This window comes from Bradyrhizobium sp. USDA 3311, assembly GCF_054062495.1.
Map to the genome: position 1 here is coordinate 6335311 of NZ_JBSSFI010000001.1, position 20366 is coordinate 6355676.

Annotated in this window: 13 protein-coding genes; 10 read left to right on the plus strand and 3 right to left on the minus strand. The window is 64.8% G+C overall.

Annotated features, from left to right (window positions below):
* Positions 1-112: 112 nt before the first annotated feature.
* The 3 genes from tyrS to ACVWW6_RS30595 all read left to right on the plus strand — a co-directional run bounded on the left by tyrS (position 113) and on the right by ACVWW6_RS30595 (position 3334).
* Positions 113-1366 (plus strand): tyrosine--tRNA ligase, encoded by a 1254-nt coding sequence (gene tyrS, locus ACVWW6_RS30585; RefSeq protein WP_011087103.1) that lies wholly within the window; start codon positions 113-115, stop codon positions 1364-1366.
* A 57-nt stretch (positions 1367-1423) separates the two neighbouring features.
* Positions 1424-2683 (plus strand): MFS transporter, encoded by a 1260-nt coding sequence (locus ACVWW6_RS30590; protein ID WP_271557329.1) that lies wholly within the window; start codon positions 1424-1426, stop codon positions 2681-2683.
* A 213-nt stretch (positions 2684-2896) separates the two neighbouring features.
* Positions 2897-3334 (plus strand): DoxX family protein, encoded by a 438-nt coding sequence (locus ACVWW6_RS30595; protein ID WP_271557328.1) that lies wholly within the window; start codon positions 2897-2899, stop codon positions 3332-3334.
* A 140-nt stretch (positions 3335-3474) separates the two neighbouring features.
* Here the strand turns inward: ACVWW6_RS30595 and ACVWW6_RS30600 are convergent, their stop codons facing one another.
* Complete coding sequence (locus ACVWW6_RS30600) at positions 3475-3714, minus strand: hypothetical protein (RefSeq protein WP_133415017.1); 240 nt, start codon at positions 3712-3714, stop codon at positions 3475-3477.
* Here ACVWW6_RS30600 and ACVWW6_RS30605 point away from each other — a divergent pair.
* Both ACVWW6_RS30605 and ACVWW6_RS30610 read left to right on the plus strand, forming a co-directional pair.
* On the plus strand, positions 3697-5391 hold the full coding sequence (locus ACVWW6_RS30605; RefSeq protein ID WP_456681934.1) for a methyl-accepting chemotaxis protein: 1695 nt from the start codon (positions 3697-3699) through the stop codon (positions 5389-5391). The genes ACVWW6_RS30600 and ACVWW6_RS30605 overlap by 18 nt on opposite strands.
* A 268-nt stretch (positions 5392-5659) precedes the next feature.
* Positions 5660-7354, plus strand: a complete 1695-nt coding sequence (locus ACVWW6_RS30610) for a methyl-accepting chemotaxis protein (RefSeq protein ID WP_456681935.1) — start codon at positions 5660-5662, stop codon at positions 7352-7354.
* Positions 7355-7430: 76 nt separating this feature from the next.
* Here ACVWW6_RS30610 and ACVWW6_RS30615 read toward each other — a convergent pair whose 3' ends face one another.
* Complete coding sequence (locus ACVWW6_RS30615; protein WP_028171255.1) at positions 7431-11243, minus strand: YhdP family protein; 3813 nt, start codon at positions 11241-11243, stop codon at positions 7431-7433.
* A 195-nt stretch (positions 11244-11438) separates the two neighbouring features.
* Between ACVWW6_RS30615 and ACVWW6_RS30620 the strand changes: the two genes are divergently transcribed.
* Complete coding sequence (locus ACVWW6_RS30620; RefSeq protein WP_456681936.1) at positions 11439-12125, plus strand: peroxiredoxin; 687 nt, start codon at positions 11439-11441, stop codon at positions 12123-12125.
* Between the two features lie 110 nt (positions 12126-12235).
* Complete coding sequence (locus tag ACVWW6_RS30625) at positions 12236-13603, plus strand: peptidoglycan DD-metalloendopeptidase family protein (RefSeq protein WP_456681937.1); 1368 nt, start codon at positions 12236-12238, stop codon at positions 13601-13603.
* A 37-nt stretch (positions 13604-13640) separates the two neighbouring features.
* On the opposite strand, the gene ACVWW6_RS30630 is transcribed toward ACVWW6_RS30625, so the two are convergent.
* Positions 13641-14279 (minus strand): TetR/AcrR family transcriptional regulator, encoded by a 639-nt coding sequence (locus tag ACVWW6_RS30630; RefSeq protein WP_060913074.1) that lies wholly within the window; start codon positions 14277-14279, stop codon positions 13641-13643.
* A 218-nt stretch (positions 14280-14497) separates the two neighbouring features.
* Between ACVWW6_RS30630 and ACVWW6_RS30635 the strand changes: the two genes are divergently transcribed.
* Genes ACVWW6_RS30635 through ACVWW6_RS30645 form a run of 3 tightly spaced genes read left to right on the plus strand, consistent with a single transcriptional unit; the run spans position 14498 to position 20324 of the window.
* Complete coding sequence (locus tag ACVWW6_RS30635) at positions 14498-16060, plus strand: efflux transporter outer membrane subunit (protein WP_456681938.1); 1563 nt, start codon at positions 14498-14500, stop codon at positions 16058-16060.
* A gap of 17 nt (positions 16061-16077) precedes the next feature.
* Positions 16078-17202: an efflux RND transporter periplasmic adaptor subunit gene (locus tag ACVWW6_RS30640; RefSeq protein WP_028171251.1), complete on the plus strand. Its 1125-nt coding sequence runs from the start codon at positions 16078-16080 to the stop codon at positions 17200-17202.
* Between the two features lie 11 nt (positions 17203-17213).
* Positions 17214-20324: an efflux RND transporter permease subunit gene (locus tag ACVWW6_RS30645; RefSeq protein ID WP_456681939.1), complete on the plus strand. Its 3111-nt coding sequence runs from the start codon at positions 17214-17216 to the stop codon at positions 20322-20324.
* Positions 20325-20366: the final 42 nt, after the last annotated feature.

Sequence of the window (20366 nt, forward strand, 5' to 3'; positions counted from 1 at the left end):
ACACATCTTATAATGCCACAGCGCCAAGTGGCGGGCAGCAATCGAGTTCCCACGGAAGACCGTTAAATTGCTCCCGAAACAGTAAACCAAGAATTGTCAGGCACGCCGACAGATGACTGCATTTAAATCGGATTTCCTCAATATCCTGCAGGAACGTGGATTCATCCATCAATGCTCCGATTTCGAGGGGCTGGACGCGCTCGCCGCCAAGGGCGAGGCCACCGCCTATGTCGGCTACGATTGCACCGCCCGCTCGCTGCATATCGGCAACTACCTGACCATGATGATGCTGCACTGGCTCCAGCAGTCCGGCAACAAGCCGATCACCCTGATGGGCGGCGGCACCACCATGGTCGGCGATCCCTCCGGCAAGGACGAGACGCGTGCGATGCGCACCGTCGCCGAGATCGAGGCCAACAAGGAATCGATCCGCGGCGTGTTCGCAAAGGTGCTGCGTTACGGCGACGGCAAGAGCGACGCCGTCATGCTCGACAATGCGGAGTGGCTGACCAAGCTGAACTGGATCGAGATGCTGCGCGACGTCGGCCGGCACTTTTCGGTCAACCGCATGCTGACCATGGACTCCGTCCGGCTGCGCCTCGAGCGCGAGCAGGAGATGAGCTTCATCGAGTTCAACTACATGGTCTGCCAGGCCTACGACTTCGTCGAGCTCGCCAAGCGCACCGGCTGCAAATTGCAGATGGGCGGCTCGGACCAGTGGGGCAACATCATCATGGGCGTCGACCTCGGCCGCCGCATGGGCACGCACCAGTTGTTCGCGCTGACGACGCCGCTGCTGACGACGGCCTCCGGCGCCAAGATGGGCAAGACCGCGCAAGGCGCGGTGTGGCTCAACGCCGACCAGTTCTCGCCGTACGACTTCTGGCAGTACTGGCGCAACACCGAGGACGCCGACGTCGGCAAATTCCTGAAGCTGTTCACGACGCTGCCGATGAGCGAGATCGGCAAGCTCGAGGCGCTCGGCGGCTCGGAGATCAACGAGGCCAAGAAGGTGCTTGCGACTGAGGCGACCGCGCTCTTGCACGGCCGTGACGCAGCGAATGAGGCGGCTGAAACCGCGCGCCGCACCTTCGAGGAAGGCGCGCTCGCCGAAAGTCTGCCAACGGTGGAAATTCCGCGCGGCGAGCTCGACGCCGGCTTCGGCGTGCTCAACGCCTTCGTCAAGGCGGGCCTCGTTGCCTCCAACGGTGAGGCGCGGCGCCAGATCAAGGGCGGCGGCCTGCGCGTCAACGACGAACCCGTCACCGACGACAAGATGGCGCTCTCGGCGGCCCATCTGACGCCTGAGGGCGTGATCAAGCTGTCGTTCGGCAAGAAGAAGCACATCCTCATCAAGCCTGCATAGGCGTATGAGCTTTTCGCTGCTTGTCAGGGCGCGCCGAAGCGCGCTCCCTGACCGGCAATGGATCAGAAGACGCCCAGGGAATCGCGCAAGGATGGCGTCGCGGCGACGCCGGAAGGCGCCGTGCGCGTCGCACTCACCGTGCTCGCACTCTGCTTCACGTTGGCCGTGCTGGGCCGTGGGCTCGGCGACAGTTTTACGGTATTCCTGAAGCCGATCTCGGAAAGCTTTGGCTGGGACCGCGCACAGATCGTCTCGGTCTATTCGCTCACATGGCTCGCCAGCGGCCTCACCGCCCCCTTCGTCGGACGGCTGTTCGATCATTCCGGACCGCGCATCGTCTATGCGCTCGGGCTATCGCTGCTCGGCGCGGCATTCCTGGTTGCGGCGCACGCACAGCACCTGTGGCAGTTCCAGCTCTCGATCGGCCTCTGTGTCGGCATCGGCGTCGCCTTCATCGGCATCGTGCCGAACTCGATCCTGCTCGGCCGCTGGTTCGGGCCGCGCCTCCCGACCGCGATGTCGGTGGTGTATTCGGCCATGGGCGGCGGCGTGCTGGCGCTACTGCCGGCCTCGCAACTGCTGATCGACCATCTCGGCTGGCGCGGCACCTACCAGCTGTTCGGCTTTGCAGCATTGGGCCTGCTGGTGCCGCTGCTGCTGCTGCCGTGGCGGCTGTTCGCCACGGGCTCGCCGCATGTGGTGAAGAGGACCGATCCTGACTTCATCGACAACGGCTGGACGCTTCTCGGCGCGATGCGCCATCACGCCTTCTGGGCGCTGTTCTCGACCTTCTTCTTCACCGCCGTCGGCATGTACGCGATCGCCGCGCAGATCGTGGCCTATCTGATCGACGCAGGCTTCCCGCCGCTCCAGGCCGCGACGGCCTGGGGCTTCTCCGGCGTCGTGCTTGTGTTCGGCATGTTGGGGGTCTCCGCGCTCGACGGCCTGATCGGGCGCAGGCCTTCCGTGCTGTTGAGCTACGCGATCTCGATCCTCGGCATCGCCCTGCTCTGGCTGCTGCAATACGTCCCCAACATCCTGGTGCTCAGCGGATTCGTCGTCTGCTTCGGCAGCATGATGGGCTCGCGCGGCCCGCTGATCAGCGCGACCGCGATGCGGATCTTTCAGGGCAAGCGGGTCGGCACGATCTACGGCACCATTTCGATCGGCAGCGGGCTGGGCTCGGCGTTCGGCTCCTGGAGCGGTGGCCTGATCCACGACGCGACCCACGGCTACAACGCGTTGCTCGCCTTCGCACTTGCGAGCGTGGTGCTCGGGATGATTCCATTCCTGGTTGTCCCCGCCTTGCGGCGGTAGGTATGTCCGAGGTAACCTGCACCCCTCCGCGCCACCGGGAAATTACGGGCTCGCGCGACATGGCCACCCGCGAATAATCCGAACTCGCCGCGCTCTGCGGCGTTTTGTCCGACATGACGAAAAAGTCAGCGCGGATTCCGCGCCTACAGCTTGCAGGGTGGAACCGAATGCGATTCAAGTCGCTTGGGAATTGTGGATGGAAGGGCGCAAATCATGAACTTCAACTATCTCTCTCGCTATCAACCGGCTCTGCTGAGCCTGTTTCGTTTCGTCACCGGACTGCTGCTGTTCCAGTACGGCGTCGCAAAACTGTTCAAGTTTCCGGCGCTTCCCTACTTCGCCGACATTCCGCCGCTGATCTACGCGGCCGGCGCGCTTGAGCTGGTGCTCGGCGCGGCCCTGATGCTCGGCCTGTTCACGCGGATCACGGCGTTCATCCTGTCGGGCGAAATGGCCTTCGCCTACTTCATGGGCCACATGCTCAAGACCGGCTCGCCGGTGTTCCTGCCACTGCTCAATGGCGGTACCGCCGCGATCCTGTTCTGCTTCGCCTGCCTCTATCTCTCGGCAGCCGGGGGCGGCTCGATCAGCGTCGATGCCGTCATGGGCAAGGAGAGCGACGCATCCGGCGAGGCCTACGCCCGGCGCTGACGCGCCCGCGGATCAATCCGCAAGCAGGACGGCACCCGCAGATCTGCCGGTGCCGTCCTAGCGCGCTCCCAGCACGTTCCAGATGAGAACGAGGGCCGCGACGAGCAGCATGGACATGATGATGCGATGAACGAATCGATTCATTGCAGGTCCTGCCAGGCTCTGTAGCCACCAAAGTCCAAGATCGATTTTTTCCAGCGCATGAACCGGTGCCTCCCGGCGCGTGGCGGTTTGCCTGCACGGTTGCGCACAAGCCTGCGAATGCCGTTCCGCGCGGCAGGCCGCCGCATGCCTCCATTCATGATTGGTAAGAACTTCATGCTACCGATGCGAGCAATAATAACCATTCCGTAGAGGCTGCGATGAAGCTGCTGAGTCATCTGAAGATCCGCACCAAGCTGGCCAGCATGGTCTGCCTCGCGGCGCTCACTGTCACGGCCATCATCGGGGTATCGACCGTTCTCAGCAAGAGCCGCATGATGGAGGACCGCGTCCAGCAGATGCGAACCGCGGTGGAGCTCCTCTACAACTACGCGCAATCGCTCCAGGACGAGGTGACCGCCGGCAAGCTGACGCAGGCCGAGGCCAAGGCCCTGTTCCACCAGCGCGGCCGTCGCATGAACTTCAATGGCGGCCAGGGCTATCCGGTGGTCTACAATCAGGACACGTCCCTGATGGTGAACGGCGCCAACCAGCAGCTCGAAGGCAAGATCACGGGCGCCAAGGACTCCAATGGCGTGCTGATCGCCGACGCCATCCTCAAGGCTGCCGACCAGGCCGCGCCGGGCGGCGTGACCTCCTATCTCTATCCCCGCCCCGGCCAGACCGAGCCGGTCCGCAAGACCGTGTTCGCGCGCAAGTTCGCGCCCTGGAACGTGACCATCAGCTACGGCCTCTATGTCGACGATATCGATGCCGACGTGCGTGCCTTGACGCTGGAGCTCGCCGTCATCGGCGTCGGCCTGATGCTGCTGATGGCGACGCTGTCCTGGCTGATCGCCCGCGACGTGCTCGGCGCGCTCGACCGCCAGAAGAACCGCATGCAGGAGATTTCCGAGGGCGCCATCGACAAGCCGGTCGAGGAGACCGGCCGCGGCGACGAGATCGGCCGCATGGCCGAGACGCTCGAAGTGCTCAGGCAGACCGCACTCACGGCGCGCAACCTCGAGGCCGAGCAGATCGCCGCCAAGACCCGCAGCGAGCAGGAGAAGCGCGACGCCCTGATCGCGCTTGCCGACCGCTTCGATGCCTCCGTCGGCCAGCTCGTCGGCCTGATGGCCTCGGGCTCCGGCGAGCTCGAGACCACCGCAAAGTCGATGTCGTCCACCGCCGAAGGCACCAACCGCCGCGCCGCATTGGTCGGCTCGGCCGCCACCGAAGCCAGCCAGCGCGTCCAGACCGTCGCGGCGGCCGCCGAGGAGCTCTCCTCCTCGATCACCGAGATCAGCCGCCAGGTCGCGCAATCGGCCGAGGTCACGGGCCGCGCCGTGGACAACGCCCGCCGCACCGACACCATCGTCCGCGCACTCTCGGACGGTGCTCAACAGATCGAGCATGTCGCCGAGCTGATCTCCAGCATCGCGGCGCAGACCAATCTGCTCGCGCTCAACGCCACCATCGAGGCCGCGCGCGCCGGTGAAGCCGGCCGCGGCTTTGCCGTCGTCGCCTCCGAGGTGAAGTCGCTCGCAAGCCAGACCGCCGAGGCCACCCGCGAGATCGGCGACAAGATCGCCCAGATCCAGGGCGCGACCAAGGAGGCCGTGGATGCCATCGGCGGCATCACCGCCACCATCGAGGAAGTCAGCCGGATCGCCACCTCGATCGGCGCGGCCATCGAGGAGCAAGGCGCCGCCACCGCCGAGATCGCGCGCAGCGTCTCGCAGACCGCGGAGGCGACCAAGGAGGTCACCACCAATATCGGCGGCGTCAGCACCGCGGCGAACGAGACCGGCAACGCCGCCGGCATGGTGCTCGCGGCGGCCAGCAGCCTCTCCAAGCAGGCCGAGCAGCTCTCGGGCGAAGTCGGCACCTTCCTGGCAGGCGTGCGCGCGGCGTAAGCGGCGCGACGTCTGCTTTGGTCTGACCGCGACGATGCATCGACGAATCGATGCCCGGCTAGAACCTGCATGATCGCGCGAACACGATCCCGATCGAATTTTTTGGACATGACGCCGCAGGCGTCAGCACCCGGCCTGCATATGCGTGTCCATGGCTGCGCGAATTGCGACGCGTCTGAACACGCCATGCCCTGCGTTCAGGAATGGTAAGCACTTCCTGATACGGCTGCGCGAGAACAAGCATCTTACAACCGTTCGCGAGGCCGTCATGACGCTGCTCAGTCACCTGAAGATCCGCACCAAGCTGGCCAGCATGGTCTGTCTTGCGGCACTCACCGTGACCGCCCTCATCGTCGCGTCAGCCTATCTCAGCAAGACCCGCATGCTCGAAGATCGCGCGCGCCAGATGCAGACGGCGGTCGATCTGCTGCACGGCTTCGCGCAATCGCTCCAGGACGAGGTCGCCGCCGGCAAGATGACGCTCGCCGAGGCGCAGGCCCAGTTCAAGCTGCGCGGCCGACAGATGAAGTTCAACGGCGGCCAAGGTTATCCCGTGGTCTACACCGCCGATTCCACTGTCATGATGAATGGCGGCGCGCCTCAGCTCGAGGGCAAGAACAACGGCATCAAGGATGCCAATGGCATCGTCATCGGCGACGCCACGGTGGCCGCGGGCAAGCAGGCACCGGAAGGCAGTATCCTGTCCTATCTGTTCCCGCGTCCCGGCGAAACCGTTCCAGTCCGCAAACTGGTGTTCGCTCGCCAGTTTGCACCCTGGAACGTCGCGATTGCCTACGGCCTCTATGTCGACGACATCGACGCCGACGTGCGTGCGCTGACGCTGGAGCTAGCCGTCATCGGCGTCGGCCTGATGCTGCTGATGGCGACGCTGTCCTGGCTGATCGCCCGCGACGTGCTCGGCGCGCTCGACCGCCAGAAGAACCGCATGCAGGAGATTTCCGAAGGCGCCATCGACAAGCCGGTCGAGGAGACCGGCCGCGGCGACGAGATCGGCCGCATGGCCGAGACACTCGAAGTGCTCAGGCAGACCGCACTCACGGCGCGCAACCTCGAGGCCGAGCAGGTCGCCGCCAAGACCCGCAGCGAGCAGGAGAAGCGCGACGCCCTGATCGCGCTTGCCGACCGCTTCGATGCTTCCGTCGGCCAGCTCGTCGGCCTGATGGCCTCGGGCTCCGGCGAGCTCGAGACCACCGCAAAGTCGATGTCGTCCACCGCCGAAGGCACCAACCGCCGCGCCGCGTTGGTCGGCTCGGCCGCCACCGAAGCCAGCCAGCGCGTCCAGACCGTCGCGGCCGCCGCCGAGGAGCTCTCCTCCTCGATCACCGAGATCAGCCGACAGGTCGCGCAATCGGCCGAGGTCACCGGCCGCGCCGTGGACAACGCCCGCCGCACCGACACCATCGTCCGCGCACTCTCGGACGGTGCTCAACAGATCGAGCATGTCGCCGAGCTGATCTCCAGCATCGCGGCGCAGACCAATCTGCTCGCGCTCAACGCCACCATCGAGGCCGCGCGCGCCGGTGAAGCCGGCCGCGGCTTCGCCGTCGTCGCCTCCGAGGTGAAGTCGCTGGCGAGCCAGACCGCCGAAGCCACCCGCGAGATCGGCGACAAGATCGCCCAGATCCAGGGCGCGACCAAGGAAGCCGTGGATGCCATCGGCGGCATCACCGCCACCATCGAGGAAGTCAGCCGGATCGCCACCTCGATCGGCGCGGCCATCGAGGAGCAAGGCGCCGCCACCGCCGAGATTGCGCGCAGCGTCTCGCAGACCGCGGAGGCGACCAAGGAGGTCACCACCAATATCGGCGGCGTCAGCACCGCGGCGAATGAGACCGGCAACGCCGCCGGCATGGTGCTCGCGGCGGCCAGCAGCCTCTCCAAGCAGGCCGAGCAACTCTCCGGCGAGGTCGGCACTTTCCTGGCAGGCGTGCGCGCGGCGTAAGCTTCCGGACGCCTAAACCTCCGCATTCGTTATGGCCGGGCTTGTCCCGGGCATAACGAGCTATTCAAGCTTGTCGCTAGCGCCGCGCGAGGCTGCAACCGCTCGACAGCGGTCTTGCTGACCCCGTCGGGCTGTCGCCGGATTGTGCCGATGGCAACTGTTCGTCGAACGGCGTGTTCTGCTTGCCGGTGTTGAATTCGAAGATCTTGCGGAACAGGCCGGGCGCCATCGCCGAGATTGGATTGACGCGCATCACGGGCGCGGCCGGCGTGCCGACGACCTCATAGGTCACACCAATCAATCCCTCGTTGTTGCCGCCGCCGAGGAAGATGCCGAACAACGGGATCTGGCCGAAGATGTTGTTGACGCCGTACATCGGCACGAAGGTGCCGCTCATGCAGACCTGGTTGCCGGGATAGTCGATCGAGCCTTCGATGGTGCCGCCGATCATCGGTCCCTTGACGACGCCGTCGCGGATCGTGAGCGCGCCGTTCTGCCGGGTGAACTCCGCTCGCAGCGCGGTGAAGGACACGCCGCTCTGCGCGCCATTGGGACCGCCCGCCGCCACGCGATCGAGCTGATCCATTCCCTTGACCGTGAAGTCGCGCACATTGATCAGGCCTTCCCTGGTCGTAGGCTCTGACGTCGGCGGCTCCATCGCCACCACCATCTGGCCGCCGAAGACCTTGTTGGTGGTGTCGGTGAAGCGCAGCAGCGCGCCGGCATCGTTGGTCTGGAGATAGATCACCTCGCGGGCACCCTGGGCGCGGCCGCCGCGCAGATCGGCCGCCACCGGCGTATCGCGGCCGATCTTGCCGCTCAGCGTGAAGGCTTTGACGGCGCCGCTGCGCCGCGACATCTTGGCATCGACGCTGCGCATCGCCTCGCCGTTGAATCCGGCGACGGCGCCGAGCTTCACGTCGATGTCGAAATCGACGTTCTTCATCTTGCTCTTGGCATCGTCCTTGGAATTGCCTGAGATCGCCGACTTCAGGAAACCGCGGCCGTCGAACACGTCGCCGCGCATCGTGCCGCGCACCACGCCGTCCTGGCTGCGCTCGACCTTCAACGACGCCTTGTCGCCGTCGGATGGCGCGTAGATCGGGAAGTTCGCGTTCATGAGGTCGCCGTTCGGGTCCACCTCGAGCGAGCCCTTGATCGAGGCGCCACCGCCTTCGATGACGATGTCCTCGAAGCGCGTCGATTGCGCAGTCGGCACCACCTTGAAGCTGGCCTTGCCCGACTTGCCCGGCAGCTTGACCCAGCCAGGCAGGATGTTGTCGAGCTTGACCGAGGTCAGGTCGGCCTCGACGCCGAGCTTGGTGGTCTGGTCCGCGCCGCCCGCGATCTTGCCCGAGAGCTTGATCGGCAACGAGCCACTGACGGCCGGGCTGAGATCGAAGCCGAGACGCGCGCGGCTCGCATCGTCCAGCGTCGCCTGCAGGCGGACGTCGGCATCGCCCTCGGCCTGCTTGCGATAGTCGAGCGAGGCCGCCTGCCCGTTGATCTTGACGTCGCCCTTGACCTGGTAGCCCTGGTTGCTCGCGACGATCTTCAGATTGTTGGCCTCCAGCTTCTGGTTCATCACCAGCTTGTCGGCGGCAAAGCCGTTGAGATCGGCGGTGACGGCGTAGGTGGTGTCGGCCTTGGTCAGCTCGCCCTTGACCGGCAAGCCGAGCTGGATGTTCGCCGAGAACGTTCCCTTGCTGGTGTTGGGATCGACGACGGTCGCCGACAGATCGCTCAGCCGGTCATTGGCGAGCATTTCGGCCGCCGCAGGCACGGGTCCGTCGACGCGAAACCTGGTGCGCGAGGGCGAGGGTTTGGGTGCCATGTCCGGCACCTCGAAGACGAAGTCGGAGATCGTGACCTTGCGGCCGGCGGGCGTGTCGGCAATGCCCTGCCCGATGCTCACGGTGGCGGTGCGCCCGGTCACGCGCGCCTTCAAATCGGCATCGTGCACGACAGGCATGCCGTCCACCGGGCGGACCGCGACGCCGCTCGCCACGATGTTGACCGAGAGGCCGTCGTCGGGAATGGGCGGGCCCTTGCGCGGAAGGTTCCTGGTCGGCGAATTGACGCCAATCTCGATGCGCTGGAGCGTGCCGCGCTCGATCCGCTCGATCACCCATTCGCGCAATTCCGGAACGACGAGCGTCGGCCACATCCGCTTGAGCGCGGAAGCCGACATCGGCGTTCCCGCAAAGCCCAGCGTGAGCCGCGGCTCGCCGGAATAGTCGATAGCGCCGGTGCCGGCGACGCCGATCTCGCCATTGCTGATATCGGCCTGCGTCAGCAGGAGGCGCTTGTGGTCGGTATCGAAGCGCAAACCGATCGCAATGCGGTTGAAGACGAGCGGCGGCTCGTTGTCGATGCCGCCCAGGAGGATCGAGCCGCCGCTGAAGCCGAGCTGCCAGTCGTTGATGCTGCCGTTGGGCGGCTCCAGATGCGCCAGCAGCGTCAGGCGGTTCGCACCCGAGAGAATCTTGAACGGTGCGACCAGCACGCGCCGATTGGAGTCCCACTCGACATTGATCTCGGCCGAGTCGATCGCCATCGGATAATCGGGCGTGTCGGTGTCGATGATGTTGCCCGCGCCGACCGTGATCTTGCCGCGGAAGAAGGTCGGCACGCCGTCGCGGCCGAGCTCGCCCTTGAGCTCGCCGGTCAGCGGCAGGTCGGCGGTATAGGTGAGATCCTTGACCCGTAGCGCCAGCAGGATGTTGGCGGTGGAAACCTTGTCGGCGCGGATGTCGACCGAGCGCACGCCGTTCTCGGCGGGACCGATCGTGGCACGCAGCGACCACGGGCGCGCGCCCTCCTCGCCGAGGCTGAGCGCGACGCCGCCGCGGCTCGGCCGGCGCAGGCTGAGCGTGATGTTCTCGAACGTCCATTTGCTGCCGCGCTGCTGATCGTCGACGATCAGATTGCCGTTCTTCAGACCGATCTCGTTGAGGTTCTGGCCGTCGAGGCCGGTCATGCTCAGGCTGTCGAGCCAGTCGAGGCCCTGGAGAATGCCGCTCTGCGCAGTCGCCTGAGGCGCCGCCTGGGATGCATCGGGGCTTGCAGGCGCGGTCGCGAACGGCGGCGGCGGGACTCCGTTGCGCGGGAATGTCGGCGGCAGGCCGGCGTCCTTCTTGGAGGCCACGCCGGTTGCCAGCGGTTTTGCGGTATCACCGGCCGACACCGTGACGGTCCCGTCGGGCGCGATGCGGATCGCAAGCTCGGCGTCGACGAGATTGAGGCTTTCGGCGCGCAGGTGCCCCATCAGCAAACCCGCACCAGACAGCTTGACCTCGGCCTTCGGCGCGGTGGCGACGATGGCATGGTCGTGGTCGCGAACGACGATGTCGCGGATGCGCACGGCGATACGGATCCGCCCGGCCCGCTCGATCTGCGTGCCGCCGACCTCCACGGTGTTGCCGTGGCCGATGTTGTCCTCGATCGCCGCTGCAAGCCAGGGCGTTGCGATGTCGAGATTGATCGGACCGGTCCCGAGCCGCCACCACAGCGCGCCGAAACAGCCGACGAAGATGACGGCCAGGGCGCCGACGACGATAGCCAGCCGCTTCAGCCAGCGATCGGCCGCCAGCCAGCGGCGCACCGCCCCAAACCCGTCACCGAAGCGATGGAAGCCCGAATTGGAACGCGACAACAGCCGGCGCGCACGATAGCCCGCCGCCGCTTCCTGATCCGGGTCCCAGTCGGCATCGTCCCATTCCTGCGGCTCCGAATGACCGCCGCGCCGATCGAAATCCCGATTGTAATCCTGGGGCGACTTATTCCTTGCCATTGCCTCTCGATACAGGCGCCCATCGTGGGATTGAGCGCCGCCGGGACCGCAGCCGTCGACCGGGAGCGAACGCCCCTGCGCCGGCGTTGCCGCCATACCTCGAATATTCCTGCTGTTCGTCATTTCGCCCCGGGAGCGCGTTCAACGAGCAGTGGGGTGGTGCGTGGAATTCCTTGTAACCATACTCCGGCGTCGTCAGACTTGCCCAGCCGAGGGCGCGAGTCCGGTACACCGGACGAGAGCTGCAATACCGCTTTGGTTGACCCGCCGAAAGCGTCGAAAGGAAGGCGTATGTCCAAGAAATCCCAAAAGAAATCGTCCAAAACGCCCTCCGGCACGACAGCGGCAAAAAAGAAGGCCTCGAAAACCCGGGCAGCGACTCAAACAAAGTCCGCGAAAACACAGCGGACACCGGCGAGCAAATCAACCGGGAGCATAGCAAAAGCAGCATCGCATGGCGCCGCATCGAAACAGTTAAATTCCTCCAGATCGGCCCCTGCGTCTGCGGCCAGGCAGGTCCTGGCCGAGGGGCAGAAGGCCCCAGCCTTCCGCCTGCCCCGCGACGGCGGCGGCGCGGTCACGCTGTCGGATTATGCCGGCCGGAAGCTCGTCCTGTTCTTCTACCCCCGCGCCGATACGCCCGGCTGCACCAGGGAGGCCATCGACTTCACGCGCCTGGCCGACGCCTTCACCGCGGCCGGGACGGCCGTGATCGGTATTTCGGCGGATTCGCTAAAGGCCCAGGAGAAATTCCGCGACAAGCACAGCCTCGGCATTCCACTGATCTCGGACGAAAAGCACGAGATGCTGGAGGCGTATGGCGCCTGGGGCGAAAAATCCATGTATGGCAAGAGCTTCCTCGGGATTCTTCGCACCACGGTGCTGGTCGGAAGCGACGGCAAAGTGGCCAGGATCTGGCGTAACGTCCGGGTCGACGGCCATGCCGACCAGGTGCTGGAAGCGGCAACAAGTCTTTAACCAGACCTTTAAATACGACTGTTCCCATTTCCGGAAAATTAACCATGACCGACCCAGATTGCTGCGGCAATTAGGCCGTACGGACTCATCCGACCGGCGCGGGAGTGCCGATGTCGAAAAGTTCTGCCCAATACTCGCAGTACCCCCAACATCATCCTCACGACCACGGACGGGCCCTCCATCGCCGTCCGGCCGCCGCAGCAGCGGCAATTGCGATTCCCGTGCCCGCGACCGACGACGCCTACACCATCGTCCATGCCGGCAAGCAGGTGCGCTTCGGGCCCGTGGTGTTCTGGATCGTGGTCGGCACGGTCGTGCTGCTCGGACTCTGGTCGGCCGCGACCGCCACCTACTTTGCCTTTCGCGACGATGTCCTGACCCGGCTGATCGCCCGCCAGGCCGAGATGCAATACGCCTATGAGGACCGCATCGCCGAGCTGCGCGCCAAGGTCGATCGCACCACCAGCCGGCAGCTGCTCGACCAGGAACAGTTCGACCAGAAGCTCGACCAGATCATGAAGCGCCAGACGGCGCTGGAGTCCCGGGCCACGGCGCTCGGGGCCATGCCTGACGTGACAGGCTCGATTCCCCGTTCGCCCCCGCAGCGTGGCGACGCCGGCCAGAGCACGACGCAGGGTACGCCAAAGCCGTCGCCGATCAGCGACACCGTGATCTTCGTGGCGCCGCCGGATCGCGAAGCGCGGCTCGAGTCGCGCGCGCCGGCGGTCATGGCCCCACAGGCCAATCAGTTCGCCAAGAACCAGGGTTTTGACAATGTCCTGGTCCGCCTCACCACCTCGCTCGATCAGGTCGAGCGTCGCCAGATGGCGGCGCTCAGCGCCGTCGAGGACGGCATGGATTCGCGCATGCGCCGGATGCGCGGCGTGGTCAGCGATCTCGGCCTGAACCTCGCCAGTCTCGAAGCCGCCGTGCCGCGGACCGCGATGGGCGGGCCGTTCGTGCCCGTCAAGCTCACGGCCAATGCCGGACCGTTCGAGAAGCAGCTCAATCGCATCAACGTCACCCGCGCCGAGATGGATCGTCTCAATCGCACGCTGGCGCTGGTGCCCTATCGCAAGCCCGTCATCGGCGAGGTCGAGTTCACCTCCGGTTTCGGCGTGCGCAGCGATCCATTCCTGGGTCGGCCTGCGATGCATACCGGCCTCGACTTCCGTGCCGCCACGGGCGATCCGGTCCGCGTCACCGCCAACGGCAAGGTGGTCTCGGCCGGCTGGTCCGGGGGCTATGGCCGCATGATCGAGGTCGACCACGGCAACGGACTTGCGACCCGCTACGGCCATCTCTCCGAGATCAACGTCAAGGTCGGCGAGATCGTGAAGATCGGCCAGGTCGTCGGTCTCGTCGGCTCGACCGGCCGTTCCACCGGTCCGCATCTGCACTACGAAACCCGCATCGACGGCGAAGCGGTCGATCCGCAGAAGTTCCTGCGCGCGGGCGTGCGTCTCAGCGCGGGCTAGAACGCGCCCCTGCCCTCATTGAACATTCGTGAGCGCTTCAGGCGCGAGGCTGACACGCCTTCAGGAAGAATTTGAGTCCTGCTTCGATCTCCTGCTCGATCGCCTCCTCCGTGAGATCGCTGAGGCCCAGTACAATCAGCAGCGGTAGTTCGCCGCGGACCAGGCTCAGGAATTGTTTGGCGGCTTCCATCGGATCGTCAAACTCCAAGACCTTCGCAGCCCTGGCTTCTTCGAGGAATTGAGCGAGCCGCCGAATCGTCGCCTCGGGTCCGCTTTCATAGAAGAGCCGGGCGAGCACGGGAAACCGACCGCTCTCGTTGGCGATGATGCGGACGAAGGCAACGTCCTTTCGATGGATGAAGGTGTGGAGGTATTGCCTGGCGAAATCCCGCAGCGCCTCAGACAGTCCGGCGGACAGTTTGGGCACCTGCAAATCGCGTTGCAGGCTCTCGCACTCCGCCACGATCAGCGAGGCGAACAAAGCCTCCTTGCTCGGGAAATACGCGTAGAGCGTGGCCTTCGACACGCCGGCGGCTTTCGCGATGGCGTCCATACTGGTTGCGGAAAAGCCCTGCTCGAGAAAAAGCTGCCACGCCGCTCGGATGACGATGTCCATCTTGCGGCCCGCTGGTGCGCTCTCCTTCTCGTGAACAGGATGGGCGATCGTTTCGATCAAGGGTGACTCTCCGTCGGCTCGCGAATCGGTGTCGTAGGCGTCAACGCGCACAATGGCTGCGTCTCAACAGCTTGAAAGAACTAAAGAGACGCCCTGAGCACGACACAGGTAGCAAAACTTCTTTACGGTACACAACGAAACTAAACAGTTCAGTACCGTTGACAACAACTGCTTGCTCGGTCAAGTACTGAACGGTTCAGTTTCGATATGAGCCTTGGATGCCGTTCAGAACATTCCTCCGTAGAGGCGCCATAATACCGTTAGCCCAAGCCGCGATCGCCCTCGCCGGCTGTGCCGTCGGCCCGAATTTCGAGGCGCCGGACGCCCCGCCGGTCAGCGGCTACACTGCGGGCGGATTCTCCGCGACCAAGGGCGCAGACGGGCCTGGCGGAAAGGCACAGCGGATCGTGAACGGCGCGGACGTGCCGGCGGTCTGGTGGCAGGTGTTTCGCTCACGGCAGATCGAAGCCTTCGTCCGGGAAGCAATCGACAACCATCCGGACCTTGCCGCGGCGCAAGCGGCGCTGCGCCAGGCTCGCGAAGTTGCGGCGGCAGACACCAGCGCCCTGATGCCGTCGATCACCGGGGAAGGCAGTGCGACGCGCAGCCAGGTGCCGCTGGCACAGTCCGGGCAGACCGGACCGTCATCGCTGTACACCCTCTACAAGACCTCGGTCCCGGTTTCGTTCACGCCGGACATCTTCGGTGGCAAAGCGCGCGGGATCGAGGCGGATCTCGCCAATGCGGACTATGAGCGCTTCCAGCTCGAGGCGACCTATCTCTCATTGACGGCAAACGTCGTGACGACCGCGATCAGCGATGCGTCCTACGCGGCGCAGATTCGCGTGACCCAGGAACAGATCGACGGTCAGCGTCAGCTGGTCGCGTTGCTCGAACAGCAGTTTGCCCTCGGCGCCGTCGCCAACAGCGATGTCCTGACTCAGAAGGCCCAGCTGGCGCAGACGCTTGCGACGCTGCCGCCGCTGCAAAAGTCGCGTGCGCAAAATCGCAACCAGCTGATGGCGTATCTCGGCAGACTGCCGAGCCAGGACAGAGGCGAGGCCGTGCCGCTGGCAAACCTGCGCCTGCCGCGCGATCTGCCGGTCAGCGTACCGTCGCTGCTGGTGCGGCAGCGTCCGGACATCCGAGCTGCCGAAAGCCAGATGCATCAGGCCAGCGCGAATGTCGGTGTTGCCACGGCCAACATGCTGCCGAACGTGACGCTGTCAGCTTCGGGCGGCAGCTCTGCGCTGGCGCTGTCGGGACTCTACGGCCCGCAATCGGCGGCCTGGAGCGTGGCGGCAAGTGTCACCGGCCCGATCTTCGATGCCGGCTCGCTGTTCCACACCAAGGAGTCCAAGGTCGCTGCACTGGAGCAGAAAGGCGCGCAATATCGCTCGACCGTGATCACCGCGTTCCAGAATGTCGCCGACGCGCTCCGCGCCATCCAGTCGGATGCTGATCTGCTGAAGGCCCAGATCGAGGCGGAGAAGACCGCCGCGGAGAGCCTGAAGATGTCGCAGGCCCAGTTCAAGGCCGGCTCCACCACGTTCATCTCCGTCATCAACGCCGAACAGACGCTGCTGACCGCGCGCATCAACCGCGTGAAGGCGCAGGCCTCGCGCTATGCCGACACCGTCTCGCTGTACCAGGCACTCGGCGGCGGCTGGTGGAATCGCGTCGATGAGTCCCCCGCCTCCGAAGTAAAGCCCGCGGGCGTTGCCGCGATATTCACCCCCGCGGGGGCCCTGCCGGCTCAGCCGACCCCGCCCGCCAACTGATGCGAAAGCCCGAAGCCATGTTGAAGCGCATGATTATCATGTTGTGTGTCGTCGGTGCGGTGTTCGCCGCCCTCGCCTGGTTCGTCAGCTTCCGCGCCGGCATGATCAAACAGGCCATGGCCGCGCTCGCCGATCCCCCGCAGACGGTGTCGACGACCGCCGCGCAGCTCAGCGACTGGCAATCCGCATTGACCGCCATCGGCACGTTTCGCGCGGTGAACGGCGCCGATCTGTCGCTGCAACAGTCAGGCATCGTGGACGGCATTCATTTCGAATCCGGCAAGGATGTCGGCGCCGGTGACGTGTTGCTCGACCTGCGCAAGCAGGACGACGTCGCCAAGCTGCAGTCGTTGCAGGCCACCGCCGACGGCTACGCCATCACGTTGCGGCGCGACCAGGGTCAGCTGAAGATCAATGCGGTCAGCCAGGCGACGGTCGACAGCGATGTCGTGAACGAGCGCAACGCGCTGGCGCTGGTCGCCCAGCAGCAGGCGCTCATGGACCAAAAGACGCTGAAGGCACCTTTTGCCGGGCGTCTCGGCGTGCGTCAGGTCGATGTTGGCCAGTATCTGACCGCGGGCACCACCATCGTCACGCTACAGGCGCTCGACCGGCTCTTTGTCGACTTCACGCTGCCGCAACAGGCACTCGACCAGGTCAAAGTCGGACAGGAGGTCACCGCTCGCATCGACGCCTTTCCGGACCGCAGCTTCAAGGGCGTGGTGCAGGCGTTCAATTCCAAGGTCGATCAGGCCAGCCGCAACGTTCAGGTCCGCGCGATTTTCGACAATACGGATCGCAAGCTCCTGCCCGGCATGTTCGCGCGGATCGATGTCCGTGTCGGACACCCCACGAGCTATCTCACGCTGCCGCAGACCGCCATCGTCTACAACACCTATGGAGAGTCGGTATTCCTCGCCGTCAAGAGCGACGCACCGGACAAGCAGGGTTTGATAGCCCGCCAGACCTTCATCAAGACCGGCGCCACCCGTGGCGATCAGGTGGCGGTGATCTCGGGTCTCGATCAGGGCGCAACCGTCGTCACCGCGGGCCAGGTCAAGCTGCGCAACGGCACCCTGCTGAAAGTCGACAACTCCATTCCCCTGGCGAACGATCCCAATCCGGCACCTGCCGATCAGTGAGGAACGAGAACGTGTCCTTTACCGACATCTTCATTCGCCGGCCGGTGCTTGCGATCGTCGTCAGCCTGATGATCCTGGTGCTGGGTCTGAAGTCGATGACCTCGCTGCCGATCCTGCAGTATCCGCGAACCCAGAACGCGATCGTCACCGTGACGACGACGTACTACGGCGCCGATCCGGCGGTCGTTGCCGGGTTCATCACCACGCCGCTGGAAAACGCCATCGCCCAGGCCAATGGCATCGACTACATGACGTCGACCAGCCAGCCCAGCACCTCCACCATCACCGTCAACCTGCGGCTGAACTTCGACTCCGGCAAGGCGCTGACCGAGATCAACACCAAGGTGAACTCGGTGCTCAATCAGCTGCCGAGCGGCGTCCAGCAGCCGGTGCTGACGGTCAAGGTCGGCCAGACCATCGACGCCATGTATCTCGGCTTCAGCAGCGACGTGCTGGCGCCGAACCAGATCACCGACTACCTGATCCGCGTGGTGCAGCCCAAGCTGCAGGTCGTATCCGGCGTGCAGACCGCGGAGCTGCTCGGCAACAAGACCTTCGCGCTGCGCGCTTGGCTCGATCCGATCAAGCTTGCCGCCTACGGGCTGACCGCATCCGACGTATCGACCGCGCTGTCCAGCAACGACTACATCGCCGGGCTCGGCACCACCAAGGGCCAGATGGTGCAGGTCAATTTGACGGCCGCGACCAACCTGAAGTCGTTGCAGGAGTTTCGCGACCTCGTCGTTAAGCAGGCCGGCGCTTCCAACGTCAAGCTGTCCGACGTGGCGAACGTTACGCTGGGCTCCGAGGATTACGACTCGTCGGTCGGCTTCAACGGCAAGCGCGCGGTCTATATCGGCATCCAGGTGGCGCCAAACGCCAACCTTCTCGACGTCATCAAAGGCGTCCGCGCCGTCTATCCCGACATCAAGGCGCAGCAGCCGGAGGGGCTGAACTCCGAGATCATCTACGACTCCACCGATTTCGTGAACAGCTCGATCGACGAGGTGATCCATACCCTGCTCGAAGCGCTTCTGATCGTCACCGTGGTCGTCTTCCTGTTTCTCGGATCGTGGCGTTCGGTGCTGATTCCGGTGATCGCCATACCGCTGTCGCTGGTCGGCACCTTCACGATGCTGCTGGCGCTAGGCTTCTCGATCAACCTCCTGACGCTGCTGGCGCTGGTGCTCGCGATCGGCCTCGTGGTCGACGACGCCATCATCGTCGTCGAGAACGTCAACCGGCATCTGGCCGAGGGTACGAAGCCGTTGCAGGCGGCGATCATGGCCGCGCGCGAGCTTGCGGGTCCGATCGTGGCCATGACCATCGTGCTGATCGCGGTCTACGTGCCGATCGGCTTCCAGGGCGGCTTGACCGGTGCGCTGTTCACCGAGTTCGCCTTCACCCTTGCCGGTGCCGTTGCCGTGTCGGCCGTCATTGCGTTGACGCTGACGCCGATGTGCTGCGCCTTCATCCTGAAGCCGGCGAACACCGGCAAGCCGACGCTCAACGACCGCATCGTCGGCTTCATCGATGCACGCATGGAGACGTTGCAGCATCGATATCGGCGCCTGCTTGCCGGCAGCCTGACAACAATTCCGGTCACGGTCGTATTCGCTGCCCTGGTCTTGAGCAGCATCTACTGGCTTTATTCGAACTCAAAGAACGAGTTGGCGCCGGAGGAGGATCAGGGTGCGATCCTGATGCAGTCGACGCTCGCGCCGAATGCGACGTTACAGCAGAAGTTGCTGTATTCCGCCGAGGTCTACCGGCGCATCTCCGCCTATGCTGAAACCGCCGGCGTGTTCCAGCTCGATCTCACGGGCAGCTCGATCGCGGGCTGGGTGCTCAAGCCCTGGGACAAGCGCGACAAGACTGCGGCCGAACTACAGCCGGTGCTTCAGCAGGAGATGGCGGGCGTTGCCGGCGCCAAGATCGTGGCGTTCCAGCTGCCGCCGCTGCCCGGAGCGAGCGGCCTTCCGATCCAGTTCGTGATCCAGACCACGGACCCGTTCGGCCGGCTCGATGGCGTCGCGAAAGCGTTCACCGCCGAGGCCCTGAAGAGCGGCAAGTTCATCTTCCTCGACAACGACCTGAAGGTGGACCAGCCGCAAACCACGGTGCTGATCGATCGCGAAAAGACCGCTCAGCTCGGGTTGAAGCTCAGTGACGTCGGCGGCGCGCTCGGCAACATGCTGGGCGGCGGGTATGTCAACTATTTCGGCCTGGACGGCCGCTCCTACAAGGTCATTCCCCAGGTCGAGCAGCGCCAGCGACTGAACGCCGATCAGGTGCTGAACTACTACATCAAAACCTCGGACGGCACGTCTGTTCCGCTGTCGACGGTGGCGTCGCTCAAGACGACCACCGTTCCGCAATCGTTGAACCATTTCCAGCAGGTCAATGCCGCCACCATTTCCGGCGTGGCCATGCCCGGTGTGATCACCGGCGAAGCGCTCGCGACGCTGAAGGAGATCGCGGACCGGACCCTGCCCAAGGGCTACACCATCGACTATGGCGGTCAGTCACGCCAGTTCATCCAGGAATCATCCGGATTCGCCGCCACCTTCGGGTTTGCCCTGATCATCATCTTCCTGGCGCTGTCGGCGCAGTTCGAGAGTTTCCGCGATCCCCTGATCATTCTGGTCTCGGTACCGATGTCGATCGCGGGCGCGCTGATCTTCATCATGCTGGGCATCAAGGGCGCGAGCCTCAATATCTACACCGAGGTCGGCCTCGTGACGCTGATGGGGCTGATCAGCAAGCACGGCATTCTCATCGTCGAGTTCGCCAACGAGCTGCAGCACGCCGGCCGCTCCAAGCGCGACGCGGTCATCGAAGCAACCGCGATCCGGCTGCGCCCGATCCTGATGACGACAGCGGCCATGGTGATCGGCGTGATGCCATTGATCACCGCTACCGGTGCGGGCGCAGCCTCACGCTTCAACATGGGGCTGGTCATCGCCTCGGGACTTTCGATTGGAACGTTGTTCACCCTGTTCGTGGTGCCGGCGTTCTACATTCTGCTTGCGGCCGACCATTCCGCGGCGACGGGCGACGACGCGGTGAAACTCGATGCGGCCGGACTCGGAACGAACGGCGAGCCGCGCGCCGCCCTATGATGAAGCAAGGCTCGCCGCACCATGCGCTCCACCTGGGTTCCT